The sequence below is a fragment of the Pseudomonas sp. LY-1 genome (assembly GCF_053502595.1).
The window spans coordinates 5,845,208-5,858,494 of the sequence record NZ_CP094353.1 but is presented as its reverse complement, the minus strand read 5'-3'; the positions used below and the strand labels follow the sequence as shown (position 1 = coordinate 5,858,494).

Sequence of the window (13,287 nt, the reverse complement as noted above, 5' to 3'; positions counted from 1 at the left end):
TGCCTGGCCGGCTGCAAGCGCCTTCAGCGCAACTGCGCTTCGGCCAGCGTGAGTGTGCGCGGGATCAACTGCGCATCCCAGTGGGCAATGCCCCAATCCAGCAGTTCCCGTGGGCTGGCGTGCAGCAGTTCGTCGCCGGGTTGCTGGCCGAGCGCGCGCAGGGCTCTCAATAGCAAAGGCGTGGCCTGGTCTGTGGTCAAGGGTGGGGAGCGATAGGATTTGCCCAACTTGTTACCGTCCGGCTGGACGATCAGCGGCACGTGCAGGTAACGCGGTTGGCGCAGCCCCAATAATTCTTGCAGGTACAGCTGGCGCGGCGTGGAGTCGAGCAGGTCGGCGCCGCGCACGATGTCGGTAACACCTTGCCAGGCGTCATCGAGCACCACGGCCAGTTGGTAGGCGTAGAGGCCGTCACGGCGACGGATGATGAAGTCACCCACTTCGCGGCCCAGGTGTTGTCGGAATTCGCCCTGTACGCGGTCGGTAAAGTGGTACTCCAGCTCCGGGACGCGCAGGCGGATGGCCGCATCGTGCTGCTCATGACCGGCATTACGGCACAAGCCCGGGTAGATCCCGTGGTAGGGCTCCAGCTGTTTGCGCGAGCAGGTACAGGCATAGGCCAGGCCGTGGTTGAACAGGTCGTTCAGCACCTTGGCGTAGGCATCGTGCCGGTCGCTTTGTCGGACCAGTTCACCGTCCCATTCGAAGCCATAGCTTTCCAGGGCATGCAGGATTGCCGCCTGGGCGCCGGGTTCTTCGCGGGGAGGGTCGAGGTCTTCCATACGCATCAGCCAGCGGCCATGGTTGGCGCGGGCGTCAAGGTAAGAGGCGAGGGCGGCGACCAGCGAGCCGAAGTGCAGGTGGCCGCTGGGCGTGGGGGCGAAACGCCCGATATAGGGAGAGGCTGTCATGGGCCGGATACTACTGGAAAATCGCTAAACGCCAGAAACAAAAATGGGGCGTTTGTACGCCCCATTCGTTCAGCTCGGCAGGGGTTACTTGCCGACCTGTTTTTCCTTGATTTCTGCCAGGTTCTTGCAGTCCACGCACATGTCGGCGGTAGGACGTGCTTCCAGGCGGCGAATACCGATTTCGATGCCGCAGCATTCGCACCAGCCGTATTCTTCGTCCTTGATCAACTGCAGTGTCTTGTCGATCTTCTTGATCAGCTTGCGTTCGCGATCACGGGCACGCAGTTCAAGGGCGAACTCTTCTTCCTGGCTCGCACGGTCGGCCGGATCAGGGAAGTTGGCTGCTTCGTCCTTCATATGGTCAACGGTGCGGTCGACCTCCTGCATCAAGTCTTGTTTCCACTTGTTAAGGATCTTGGTGAAGTGCTCGCGCATGGGCTCGCCCATGTACTCCTCACCTTCCTTCGTGACGTAAGGTTCGAAGCCGCTGAGGCCTGGGGATTGCTGTTGCTTTGCTTGGGTGGACATGAATAGACCGCCTCTCACTCTTCTAATCCATTGCGCAGGATTGCAACGTCACCGACACCTGCCGGCCCTGCGGCTGCAAGCGGGCGAACTTACCAGATAGATTCAGGGTGCGCCACTCCCGGTTGTCGAGGCCCATCACGCAGGGGTTGCAAACAGCAGCAACCCGCTGTGGCTGGGTATGAATCGTCTCGAAGGTTGATTTTAGTCGTTTTGCAAGCGCTTGCCGGGTTCATCGTGGACGGCCTGGCAGGCAATAGAGCATGTTTTACCGCGAGGGTTCGGTAGAATCGCTGTTTTTGTCCTCACCGTTAAGGAAGGCTAATGGCTCAGCCCTACAGTGCGCGCAGTCGCGCCATCGAACCTTTTCATGTCATGGCGTTGCTGGCGCGAGCCAATGAGCTGCAAGCGGCAGGCCATGATGTCATCCATCTGGAAATCGGCGAACCGGATTTCACCACCGCCGAGCCGATCATCCAGGCCGGCCAGGCCGCGCTGGCCAATGGCAAGACCCGCTATACCGCAGCCCGCGGCCTGCCGGAACTGCGCCATGCCATCAGCGGTTTCTACCAGCAACGCTACGGCCTGAGCGTGGACCCCGAGCGCATCCTGATCACCCCGGGCGGCTCCGGCGCGTTGCTGTTGGCCAGCAGCCTGCTGGTGGACCCCGGTAAACACTGGCTGTTGGCCGACCCGGGTTACCCATGTAACCGCCACTTCCTGCGCCTGGTGGAAGGCGCGGCGCAGTTGGTGCCCGTGGGGCCGGACGTGCGTTATCAATTGACCGCCGACCTGGTGGCCAAGCACTGGAACCAGGACAGCGTGGGCGCGCTGGTCGCATCGCCGGCCAACCCCACCGGCACCATCCTGACGCGGGACGAACTGGCCGGGTTGTCGAGCGCCATCAAGGCGCGTAACGGCCATTTGGTGGTGGACGAGATCTACCACGGCCTCACTTACGGCACCGAGGCGGCCAGCGTGCTGGAAGTCGACGATGATGCGTTTGTCCTGAATAGTTTTTCAAAGTATTTCGGCATGACCGGCTGGCGCCTGGGTTGGCTGGTGGCACCGCCCGATGCGGTCGGTGAGTTGGAGAAGCTCGCGCAAAACCTCTACATCAGCGCTCCCAGCATGGCGCAGTACGCGGCGTTGGCCTGCTTCACCCCGCAAACCCTGAGCATCCTGGAAGCGCGTCGTGCCGAGTTCGGGCGCCGTCGCGACTTCCTGCTGCCGGCCCTGCGCGAGTTGGGCTTCGGTATTGCCGTCGAACCGGAAGGGGCGTTCTATTTGTACGCCGATATCAGCGCGTTCGGCGGTGATGCCTTCGCGTTTTGCCGTCATTTCCTTGAGACCGAACATGTGGCGTTCACCCCAGGGCTGGATTTCGGTCGTTATCAAGCCGGCCACCATGTGCGCTTTGCCTACACGCAAAACCTTGATCGGCTGCAAGAGGCGGTAGAGCGCATTGCCCGTGGGCTGCGGAGCTGGCAGGGCTGATGCGCTTTCATCCTCCCCTCGAAGAGGCGCGGCTGATTCGCCGCTACAAGCGTTTTCTCACCGATATCGAAACCGTTACCGGCGAGTTGTTGACCATTCACTGCCCCAATACCGGCTCGATGCTCAATTGCATGGTCGAGGGCGGGCAGGTCTGGTTCAGTCGCTCCACTGACCCCAAGCGCAAGTTGCCCGGCACCTGGGAAATTGCCGAGACGCCTCAAGGCCGCCTCGCGTGCGTCAATACGGCGCGTGCCAATCAACTGGTTGAGGAGGCGTTGCATGCCGGGGTCATCACCGAACTCAACGGCTTTAGCGCATTGAAGCGTGAAGTGCCTTACGGTCAGGAGAATAGCCGCATTGATTTTCGCCTGGATTACCCCGAGGGGGCGGCCTATGTCGAAGTCAAAAGTGTGACGCTGGGGTTCGATGGCACCTCGATTGCGGCGTTTCCGGACGCCGTGACCCAGCGCGGTGCCAAGCATCTACGCGAGCTGGCGCACCTGGCCCGGGATGGTGTGCGGGCGGTGCAGCTGTATTGCGTCAACCTGTCCGGGATCGAGGCCGTGCGCCCGGCCGTGGAAATCGACGCGGCCTACGCTGCTGCCCTGCGCGAGGCCAAGGCCGCGGGCGTGGAAGTGCTGGCGTATGGTGTGCGCGTCACGGCCGAGGAAATTTACGTCGAACGCCGCTTGGACGTGCTGCTCGGCGACTAGAGTTCTACCCACAGGCCCTGTTCGTCTTCGCGGCCGGGCAGGGCAGTGAGGCTTTGACCCGCGCAGGGGCCGGCGATGCATTCGCCGCTCTCGATCAGGAACAACGCGCCGTGGGTGGCGCATTGGATCAGGCTGGCGCTGGCGTCGAGGAAGTGATCGGGCTGCCATTCCAGGGGGACGCCGCGATGGGGGCAGCGATTGCGATAGAAGTAGGCGATGCCATCCCGGCGCACGGCCAGCAGTTTGTGCCCGTCGATATCAAAACCACGGCTGCTGTTGGGGGCGAGGGTGTCGGAGGGGCAGAGAAACTTCATTCCAATCCTTAAGTGCCTTGACGTTCAAATGCAAACAATTATCAAATGCAGGCTTCGCCCGTTAGCTGACTGGGCGCTCAGTACGATGCCCGGCAAGAGGTATCTGTCACATCCATGAGTGTTTCAGCAGCCCCGCCCCTGGAAGGAAACCCTGTTATGCGCTTGAGTGCCAGCGCTATCGCGCTTGTTGTCGGACTGATGCTCAACCCTGGGGCGCACGCCTCGGAACTGCCGCAACGCTGGGTGAGTGCTGGCGGCGCGTTATCGGAGTGGGTGACGGCCCTGGGCGGTGAGTCGAAGTTGGTGGGCGTCGACACCACCAGCCAGCATCCGGCTTCGCTCAAGGCATTGCCGAGCGTCGGTTATCAGCGGCAGTTGTCGGCCGAGGGCATTCTCAGTCTGCGCCCGCAGGTCTTGGTGGGTACCGAGGAAATGGGGCCGCCGCCGGTGCTGGCGCAGATTCGCAACGCCGGGGTGCAGGTGGAAATGTTCTCGGCGCAGCCGGATTTGCCGACGTTGAAAGGCAACCTCGAACACCTGGGGAGGTTGTTGGGCAGTGAGGCCAAGGCCCATGCATTGTTTACCGCGTATGAACAGGCGCTTGACCGGCAGAAACGTTGGGTTGCCACAGCCCAGGCCACACACAAGGCCCCGGGGGTGTTGATGCTGCTCGGCAATGCCGGCGGCAAACCGCTGATCGCTGGCAAAGACACGGCGGCTGACTGGATGCTGCGGCAGGCGGGCGGGCGCAATCTGGCGACCCACAGCGGTTATAAGCCGTTTTCCATGGAGTCGTTGGCCGGGTTGAGCCCCGAGGTGCTGGTGTTTGCCGACCGTGCGCTGACCGGCGAGGCGGCGCGTGCGGCCTTGTTCAAGGAGAACCCGATCCTGGCGTCCACGCCGGCGGCTAAACAGGCACGGGTGTTTGAGGTGGACCCGACGCTGCTGGTCGGCGGGCTCGGGCCGCGTCTGCCGCAAAGCCTGGTGCAGTTGTCGGCCGGCTTCTATCCGCCCCAGGCCACGTCTGCCCCATGAGTACGCTGGTGAAACCCCGAACGCTGTTTATCGGCCTGACGCTGTTGTGTGTGCTGGCAATCTGGCTTTCATTGGCGCTGGGGCCGGTCAGCCTGCCGTTGCTGGATACGCTCAGGGCGGCCTTGCGCCTGATGGGCGTGCCGATCGAGGCCAGTGGCCTGGAGCAGGCGGAGCTGATTCTCGGGCAGATCCGTTTGCCGCGGACCTTGCTGGGGCTGGCGGTGGGCGGTGTATTGGCCTTGTCGGGCGTAGCGATGCAGGGGTTGTTTCGCAACCCGTTGGCCGATCCGGGGTTGGTCGGGGTATCCAGCGGCGCGGCACTCGGTGCGGCCTTCGCCATTGTCGGTGGCTCGTTTCTGGGTGGGTTGCCGGAGGTGTTCGGTCCGTATCTGTTGTCGTTGTGCGCGTTTCTCGGTGGGTTGGGGGTGACGGCGCTGGTCTACCGGCTGGGGCGGCGCAACGGCCAGACCCATGTCGCGACCATGCTGCTCGCCGGTATCGCCCTCACGGCGCTCGCCAGCTCGGCGGTGGGCTTGTTTACCTACCTGGCCGATGACGCCACCCTGCGCACACTGACTTTCTGGAACCTGGGCAGCCTCAATGGCGCCAGCTATTCGCGCCTGTGGCCGTTGCTGCTGGTGAGCGCTGGCGTGGCGCTGTGGCTGCCGCGGCGGGCGAAGGCATTGAATGCACTGTTGCTCGGCGAATCCGAGGCCGCTCATCTCGGGGTCGATGTCGAGCGGCTCAAGCGCGAATTGGTGTTCTGCACCGCATTGGGCGTGGGCGCGGCGGTGGCGGCAGCGGGGATGATCGGCTTCGTCGGCCTGGTGGTGCCGCACCTGGTGCGATTGTTGGCCGGGCCGGATCATCGCGTGCTGTTACCCGCCTCGGTGCTGGCGGGGGCGAGCTTGCTGCTGTTGGCGGATCTGGTCGCGCGCCTGGCCTTGGCGCCGGCGGAGTTGCCGATCGGTATCGTCACCGCGTTGATTGGTGCGCCATTTTTTCTTTACCTGTTGTTGCGAGGGCGCGCCTGATGCTGCGAGTGGAAGGGCTGAGGATTCGTCGCGGTCGCAAAACCGTACTGGCGGATGTCACGTTGGACCTGTTGCCCGGCCAGGTGCTTGGCGTGCTGGGCCCGAATGGCGCGGGCAAGAGCACGTTGCTGGGCGCGTTGTGCGGGGAACTGCACCCGGATCAAGGCCAGGTGTGGCTGGATCAGCACGAACTGAAAGACTGGAGCGGGTCGCAACGCGCGCAACGCCTGGCCGTGTTGCCGCAGGCTTCAACCCTGGATTTCGCCTTTCGTGTCGAAGAGGTGGTCGGCATGGGCCGCTTGCCCCATCAGACCGGGCGCGTGCGGGATGACGAGATTATCGATGCCGCGTTGCAGGCCGCGGATGTCGGGCACTTGAGCGGTCGCAGTTACCTGGCCTTGTCGGGCGGCGAGCGGCAGCGCGTTCACCTGGCGCGGGTGCTGGCGCAGTTATGGCCCGGGCAGGCGGGGCAGACGTTGCTGCTGGATGAGCCGACCTCGATGCTTGACCCTTTGCATCAACACACGACCTTGCAGGCGATACGCCGCTTTGCTGACCGTGGCGCAGCAGTGCTGGTGATTCTGCATGACCTGAACCTGGCGGCGCGTTACTGCGACCGGATTCTGTTGCTCGACGCGGGCCGCCCCCATGCGCTGGATACCCCGGCACAGGTTCTGCGGCCTGAGCCGCTCAAAGCGGTCTTCGGGCTGGATGTGCTGGTGCAGCCGCATCCGGAGCGCGGGCATCCGTTGATCATTGCGCGCTGAGGCTTTTTACCGGCAAAAAAAGACCCGGCAAGAGCCGGGTCAAATAACCGTGATTAGCCTGATGAGGAGATAATCTGAGAGTCCGAACCAATGGTCTTTCAGTTATCGGCTGATCTCGCGACCAGTTGTGATAATCATAACGATTCTCATTTAAGAGTCAAGATTTGTTTTCACAGGCCCTTGTCCGGAATCTTTGTCAGCGGCGGGTGGGGTCGTCGATCTAATTCTTCTGGCGCGCCGAGATAGCATCCAATTGGCGGTTCAGCGCTTCCTTGCGTTCGGCAGGAATGTCGTTCCAATGCACATCCATCAATGCCCCTTCGATTGCATACAGCAAGACTTTCGAGGCACGGAAGCCACGCGTGCGAACGGCTCGATAAGCATCGACCGCGCCCAGGCGCCGCAGGTCTGACGCACTGTGGATGCCCGCCGCATGCAGCCATTGCGCCGAGGTCTTGCCAAGGTTTCTCAGGTGTTGCAGCTCATCGTTCATCGAGCCTCCTTGCGACGGCCGAATGGTGCGGTGGGTGTCGTGACCAGGCAAGCCTGAAAAGGAGTGTAGCGCTCAGTAGGAAAAGCGTAGTTCTTTGGTCAGGAATGGCGCAAAAGCTTATAAGGATGGCGTCGACGTTTTATTGCGGGCAGGCGCGAAGTCCCCGGTCCGTCTTGCACGAGACCGGGGGCTTGGGAGGGCGTGTTACTTGGTGCGGTAGCGCAGGCGCGTGCCGAAATTGACCGACATGAGGATCTCGTCGGCCGTCAGTTCCGGCGGGAAGTAGGTGCCCGAAATCTGCGCATGGGCCAGGCTCGCGCCTTCCAATGAACAGTCGCGCAAGTCCAGCCCGCGCAAATCGGCGGAACGGAAGTACGCATCGGTGAAGTCCACGCCGCTGGCGTTCAGATCGCGCAGATCCAGCCCGCGGAAGTCGCCACCGCGCATGTCGATGACGCCGTCTTTGGGGCGTTCCTGGTTGAAACCGCGGATATCGTCTTTATGCAGAAGCGAATAGAGCGGGGTATCAAGAAGCTTGGGCTGACTCATGATAGCGACACCTGTTGGATTTATGGCGCCATTATAGTGCCACTATTGCTTGGCCGCTCGCCTAAGGTGACGACGCGACCAAGAAGTTTTTCTTACAGACCAGGCATGCGCTGGCGAATTTGCTCGACCAGTGCATCGAGGGTTCCGCTTTGATTGGTCTCGACGCGCTTGCTCAGCAACAGCTCTTCGGCTGTCAGCGGTTCGCGTTGGGCCTGCTGCTCTTCAATGATCGTCAATGTAGCGTCAGACGGATCGTTCTTGTCTGCCTGACGTTGTGCCAGCCAACTGGTGATAACGGCCTGCGGCGCATTGCAGTCCAGGATCAGGAACGGCGCGCCCGTCGCTTCGGCGACTTTGGCGGCGGCATCGCGTTGTGCGCGTTTCAGGAAGGTCGCATCCAGTACCACCGGGAACCCGGCGCGCAGCACGGTCTCGGCGATCTCGTTCAGGCGGGCGTAGGTTTTCGCGCTGGCGTCGGCAGCATAGATGCCGGCCTGGGGCGTGTTTTCCACTTGTTGTTCACCAAACAGGCGCTTGCGCTCCACGTCCGAACGCAGGCGAACGGCGCCCAAGGCTTCCACCAGACGCATGGCCACGTGGCTTTTGCCTACAGCGGAAACGCCGTGGGTAATCGCCAGGAAGCGCGACGGAATAACGCTGTAGCTCTCCGCCAGGTTGGCGTAGTTGCGGTACTGGCGCAGGGTGGTGGCGCGCTGCACCGGGCTCGCTTCGCTGGGCATGCTGAACAGCGCGACTTTGGCCCTGACCAGTGCGCGGTAGGCTTTATAGAAGTTCAGCACTTCCAGGCCCTGGTAGTCGCCGGTCAGTTCGAGGTACTGGCTGATGAACCGGCGTGCCAGGGATTTGAGGCCGCGGTCTTCCAGGTCCATGGCCAGGAAGCCGGTGTCGGCGTATACGTCGGTGAAGCGAAACGGTTCGTTGAACTCGATGCAGTCGAAGATCACCACGTGGCCATCGATCAAGGTGGCATTGCCCAGGTGGATATCGCCGTGGCACTCGCGGGTGAAACCATCGCGCTTGCGCTGTGCCAGCAGCGGCTTGAGGCGTTCGAAGCTGCTTTCGGCCCAGGCTTGCAGGGCTTCGAGTTGCAGCAGGTCGGCTTTGTCGCTGAGGAACGGGCGGATCTGATCGAAGTTCTGGCGTACCGGTGCCATCACCTCGTCGGGGGTGCCGGCCGGGTGCTCTTGCGGCACTTTCGGTGCGGTGAGGTGGAAGTGCGCGATCTGTTTGGCCATCTCGTCGATGTGCGCGCTGGTCAGCTCACCGTTGGCTTGCAAGGTGCTGAGCAACTGGCTTTGCGGGAATTGACGCATTTTCAGCGCGTATTCGATGACCGGGCCGTCACCGCCCAATTGCGGCGCTTCGGCCGTGCCGGTGATCGGCAACACTTCAAGATACAAATCTTTGGTCAGGCGCTGGTTCAGGCGCAGCTCTTCGTTGCAGAAATGCCCGCGATCTTCCAGTTTGGTGAAGTCCAGGAAGCCGAAGTTCACCGGTTTCTTCAGTTTATAAGCGTAAGGGCCGGTCAGTATGACCCAGGAAATATGGGTCTCGATGACTTGGAACGCTTCAACCGGATGGGGGTATAAAGCCGGGTTCTGCAGGGCGGCAATCAGGGGCTGGCTCACGGGCGATCCTTCAAAGTCAGGGGAAATCATGGCGGGCATTATGGCTGCTGACGCCTGCTGTGCAAACCGCTGTCCGGCTCATGTTGATCATCGATAAAGTGCGTATAATCCGCCGCCATGACTCGAACCCGATCTCCCCGTTCCCGTAAAAAACCTCCTTCCCGCGGCCTGCGCCCGTGGCTGGGCTGGGCGCTCAAGCTCAGCCTGGTGGGTCTTGTGGTGCTCGCTGGCTTTGCGGTGTACCTCGATGCCGTGGTCCAGGAAAAATTCTCCGGCAAGCGCTGGACCATTCCGGCCAAGGTGTACGCCCGTCCGCTGGAGCTGTTCACCGGTCAGAAGCTGAGCAAGGATGACTTCCTCACCGAACTCGACGCCTTGGGCTACCGCCGCGAACCTGTGAGCAACGGCCCCGGCGCTGCGGCCGTCAGCGGCAATACCGTGGACTTGAACACCCGCGGCTTCCAGTTCTATGAAGGCCTGGAAAAACCCCAGCCGGTGCGCGTGCGCTTCTCCGGCGACTACGTGGCCGAGCTGTCGTCGCTGAATGGCTCGAAGCTGCCCGTGGTGCGCCTGGAACCGTTGATGATCGGCGGGATTTACCCGAAGAACCTGGAAGATCGCATCCTGATCAAGCTCGATCAGGTGCCGCCGTACCTGCTTGAAACCCTGGTTGCCGTGGAAGACCGCGATTTCTACAGCCACTGGGGCGTGTCGCCGAAGTCCATTGCCCGTGCGATCTGGGTCAACACATCCGGCGGCAAAATGACCCAGGGCGGCAGTACGCTGACCCAGCAATTGGTGAAGAACTTCTACCTCACCAACGAGCGCAGCCTGACCCGTAAACTCACCGAAGCCATGATGGCGATGCTGCTGGAGCTGCATTACAGCAAGCAGGAAATCCTTGAGGCCTACCTCAACGAGGTGTTCGTCGGCCAGGACGGCCAGCGCGCGGTCCACGGTTTCGGGCTGGCCAGCCAGTTCTTCTTCGGCCAGCCGCTGTCCGAGCTGAAGTTGCATCAGGTCGCGTTGCTGGTGGGCATGGTCAAGGGGCCGTCCTACTACAACCCGCGGCGCAATCCTGAGCGCGCGCTTGAGCGGCGTAACCTGGTGCTCGACGTGCTGGAGCAGCAGGGCGTGGCCACGGCGGAACAGGTTGCTGCGGCGAAGAAAATGCCACTGGGCGTGACCACCCGCGGCAAGCTGGCGGACAGCTCCTTCCCGGGCTTTATCGACCTGGTCAAACGCCAGTTGCGTGAAGACTACCGCGACGAAGACTTGACCGAGGAAGGCCTGCGCATCTTCACCAGTTTCGACCCGATCCTGCAGATGAAAGCCGAAGCGTCGGTCAACGACACCTTCAAGCGTCTGGCGGGGCGTAAAGGCTCCGACGAAGTCGAAGCAGCCATGGTGGTGACCAACCCGGAAACCGGTGAAGTCCAGGCCATGATCGGCAGCCGCCAGGCCAGTTTCGCCGGCTTCAACCGTGCGCTGGACGCGGTGCGGCCGATCGGCTCGCTGGTCAAGCCGGCGGTGTACCTGACGGCGTTGGAAAAACCGAGCAAATACACCCTGACCAGTTGGCTGTCAGACGACCCGCTGTCGGTCAAAGGTGCTGACGGCCAGGTCTGGACCCCGCAGAACTTCGATCGTCGTTCTCACGGTACGGTGTTCCTGTACCAGGGGCTGGCGCATTCCTACAACATCTCGACCTCGCGCCTGGGGCTCGAAGTGGGCGTGCCGAACGTCCTCAAGACCCTCGCGCGCCTGGGCATCACCCGCGAATTCCCGGCCTTCCCATCGATGCTTCTGGGCGCCGGTGCCATGACGCCGATGGAAGTGGCGACCATGTACCAGACCCTCGCCAACGGTGGTTTCAACACGCCGATGCGCGGCATTCGCAGCGTGCTGACGGCCGAAGGCGAGCCGCTCAAGCGCTATCCGTTCCAGATTCAGCAGCGTTTCGACGCGGGCTCCATCTACCTGATCCAGAACGCCATGCAGCGTGTGATGCGCGAAGGTACCGGTAGCTCGGTGTACAAGGTCCTGCCTTCCAACCTGACACTGGCGGGCAAGACCGGTACCAGTAACGATTCGCGTGACAGTTGGTTCGCCGGCTTCGGTCAGGATGTGCTGGCCGTGGTCTGGCTGGGGCGTGATGACAACGGCAAGACGCCGTTCACCGGCGCGACCGGTGCGTTGCAGGTCTGGACCAGTTTCATGCGCAAGGCCGATCCGTTGCCGCTGAGCATGCCGCAGCCGGACAACATCGTGCAGGCCTGGATTGATCCGCACACCGGCCAGGGCTCCGATGCCAACTGTCCGGGCGCGGTGCAGATGCCGTATATTCGCGGCAGCGAACCACCTCCCGGTGCCGCGTGCGGTGGCAGTGCCCCTGCAAGCGCGGAGTCGGTGATGGATTGGGTCAAGGGCTGGATGAATTAAGCAAAGAGGGTTTCAAGTGAACAAGTGGTGGATTCCAGCTATTACAGCTCTGGCTTTGCTCGGCGGTTGCTCCAGCGTTCAGCGCGGCTCCATTCCCGTGGTGGACTCGAGCACAACCGTCTCCAATAACGATCGGATCTCGGCCAATGGCGGTTTCCGTCAGACCGTGACCAAGCGTCCTGCCCAGGCCGCGACCCGCGCCGTGCCGCAGGATTCGGGTGTGGTGGTGATGGTGCCGGGCGCCGGTGCTGCGACATCGGCGCCGATCAGCGCCGAGCCGTGGACGCCAGGGCCCAGCACGTCGGGGCCGATTGACGCCACGCCGGTCCAGGCCGCGCCGATCAACCAGAACACCTACACCATGCCGTCGACGCCAAGCGGCATTCCGTCGTCCTCCAGCGCGGGCGGCCTGTCGGCTGACGAGCAACTGGACGGCCCGGTACTGGCCTTGCTCACCACTGCCCAGCAACAGCAGGCCGGTGGCGACTTGAACGGTGCTTCGTCGAGCCTCGAGCGCGCCCAGCGCGTTGCGCCGCGTGAACCGCAGGTGCTGTATCGCCTGGCCCAGGTGCGGATGGCCCAGGGCGATGCGCCGCAAGCCGAACAGTTCGCCCGTCGCGGCCTGACCCTGGCCAACGGCCGTCCTGACCTGCAGGCCAGCCTGTGGGCCTTGATCGGTGATGCGCGTGCTGCACAAGGCGACGCTGCCGGTGCCGCCCAGGCTCGGCAGAAAGCCAAGGTCAGCCTCTGATGGATGTGCGTTTTCCAGCGATTGCCGAACAGTTGTTGCTGATTGAGCGCGAATTGCGCCTGCAGGGCTGGTGGGACGAGGTGTCCCCTAGCGCCGAGGCGCTCAGCAGCGTCGAGCCCTTTTCGGTCGACACCCTGGACTTCCACCAGTGGCTGCAGTGGATCTTCCTGGTGCGAATGAAGCAGATCCTCGAACAGAACCTGCCGTTGCCAAATGCCTCCGGGATCATGGAGATGGCCGAGATGGTCTACACCGACCGGCCGCTGGAAAGCCAGGGTTTGCGCAATGCGCTGAAAAAGTTCGACCAATTGATCGTCGACGCTCGTTAATTGCCTGGCTGCCGGTTTTTCCGGCAGTCTTGCGCACATTTCTACCGCTTGACGACATTCAGGCGAGTTTTATCCCTCCTCAAAGCCCTTTCTTCTACGTTCTCATGCGCTTAGTTGGAAAAAAGCGCAATTATTGCTTGACTTGAAGGGCCTGAAACAGAAGAATCCAAAGTCCGCTGTATCGGGACTGCCAGAAGCAGGCCCGCTCAGCAGATCATGAGGCGCACATCCGCGCCGACCTGTTACACCCGCAACGCGTTACCTCGCGCTGGGTGGGA

General features: G+C 62.3%; 14 protein-coding genes. 8 read left to right on the top strand and 6 right to left on the bottom strand.

Translation table 11 applies throughout. The features are described 5' to 3' along the window. Positions 1-23: 23 nt before the first annotated feature. Positions 24-911 carry a tRNA glutamyl-Q(34) synthetase GluQRS gene (gene gluQRS / locus MOQ67_RS26895; protein WP_017847438.1) on the bottom strand — a complete coding sequence of 296 codons (888 nt, stop codon included), beginning with the start codon at positions 909-911 and terminating at the stop codon, positions 24-26. Positions 912-995: 84 nt separating this feature from the next. Beyond that, entirely contained in the window at positions 996-1,439 is a 444-nt protein-coding gene (dksA, locus tag MOQ67_RS26890; protein WP_017847439.1) for an RNA polymerase-binding protein DksA, read from the bottom strand. A 321-nt stretch (positions 1,440-1,760) separates the two neighbouring features. On the opposite strand from dksA, the gene MOQ67_RS26885 reads away from it, so the two are divergent. Together MOQ67_RS26885 and sfsA are read left to right on the top strand one after the other, a co-directional pair. Then, on the top strand, positions 1,761-2,933 hold the full coding sequence (locus tag MOQ67_RS26885; protein WP_046487535.1) for a pyridoxal phosphate-dependent aminotransferase: 1,173 nt from the start codon (positions 1,761-1,763) through the stop codon (positions 2,931-2,933). Continuing rightward, positions 2,933-3,646, top strand: coding sequence for a DNA/RNA nuclease SfsA (gene sfsA / locus MOQ67_RS26880; RefSeq protein WP_017847441.1), 714 nt, complete (start codon positions 2,933-2,935; stop codon positions 3,644-3,646). Before MOQ67_RS26885 ends, sfsA begins: the two co-directional genes overlap by 1 nt. Here sfsA and MOQ67_RS26875 read toward each other — a convergent pair. Further along, complete coding sequence (locus tag MOQ67_RS26875) at positions 3,643-3,960, bottom strand: Rieske (2Fe-2S) protein (RefSeq protein WP_046382054.1); 318 nt, start codon at positions 3,958-3,960, stop codon at positions 3,643-3,645. The two genes, sfsA and MOQ67_RS26875, sit on opposite strands and share 4 nt — an antisense overlap. A gap of 156 nt (positions 3,961-4,116) precedes the next feature. Here MOQ67_RS26875 and MOQ67_RS26870 point away from each other — a divergent pair, with 156 nt between their 5' ends. From MOQ67_RS26870 to MOQ67_RS26860, 3 genes are read left to right on the top strand one after another with little or no spacing between them, the layout of a single operon-like run. Next, positions 4,117-4,995, top strand: coding sequence for a heme/hemin ABC transporter substrate-binding protein (locus tag MOQ67_RS26870; protein ID WP_057005454.1), 879 nt, complete (start codon positions 4,117-4,119; stop codon positions 4,993-4,995). Positions 4,996-5,045: 50 nt separating this feature from the next. After that, positions 5,046-6,029, top strand: a complete 984-nt coding sequence (locus MOQ67_RS26865) for a FecCD family ABC transporter permease (protein ID WP_164887008.1) — start codon at positions 5,046-5,048, stop codon at positions 6,027-6,029. Beyond that, positions 6,029-6,796 carry a heme ABC transporter ATP-binding protein gene (locus MOQ67_RS26860; protein ID WP_046382057.1) on the top strand — a complete coding sequence of 256 codons (768 nt, stop codon included), beginning with the start codon at positions 6,029-6,031 and terminating at the stop codon, positions 6,794-6,796. Before MOQ67_RS26865 ends, MOQ67_RS26860 begins: the two co-directional genes overlap by 1 nt. Positions 6,797-7,016: 220 nt before the next feature. Here MOQ67_RS26860 and MOQ67_RS26855 read toward each other — a convergent pair whose 3' ends face one another. The 3 genes from MOQ67_RS26855 to MOQ67_RS26845 form a co-directional block, all read right to left on the bottom strand. Beyond that, positions 7,017-7,289, bottom strand: a complete 273-nt coding sequence (locus tag MOQ67_RS26855) for a TfoX/Sxy family protein (RefSeq protein WP_017847446.1) — start codon at positions 7,287-7,289, stop codon at positions 7,017-7,019. Between the two features lie 204 nt (positions 7,290-7,493). Beyond that, positions 7,494-7,838, bottom strand: coding sequence for a pentapeptide repeat-containing protein (locus MOQ67_RS26850; RefSeq protein ID WP_017847447.1), 345 nt, complete (start codon positions 7,836-7,838; stop codon positions 7,494-7,496). Positions 7,839-7,930: 92 nt separating this feature from the next. Continuing rightward, on the bottom strand, positions 7,931-9,487 hold the full coding sequence (locus MOQ67_RS26845) for a bifunctional aminoglycoside phosphotransferase/ATP-binding protein (RefSeq protein ID WP_193039612.1): 1,557 nt from the start codon (positions 9,485-9,487) through the stop codon (positions 7,931-7,933). A gap of 117 nt (positions 9,488-9,604) precedes the next feature. Between MOQ67_RS26845 and mrcB the strand changes: the two genes are divergently transcribed. From mrcB to MOQ67_RS26830, 3 genes are read left to right on the top strand one after another with little or no spacing between them, the layout of a single operon-like run. Beyond that, complete coding sequence (gene mrcB / locus MOQ67_RS26840) at positions 9,605-11,929, top strand: penicillin-binding protein 1B (protein ID WP_026140090.1); 2,325 nt, start codon at positions 9,605-9,607, stop codon at positions 11,927-11,929. A 16-nt stretch (positions 11,930-11,945) separates the two neighbouring features. Then, entirely contained in the window at positions 11,946-12,680 is a 735-nt protein-coding gene (locus tag MOQ67_RS26835) for a tetratricopeptide repeat protein (RefSeq protein ID WP_169884842.1), read from the top strand. Next, entirely contained in the window at positions 12,680-13,009 is a 330-nt protein-coding gene (locus tag MOQ67_RS26830; protein ID WP_017847451.1) for a YqcC family protein, read from the top strand. The genes MOQ67_RS26835 and MOQ67_RS26830 overlap by 1 nt, the downstream gene beginning before the upstream one ends. Positions 13,010-13,287: the final 278 nt, after the last annotated feature.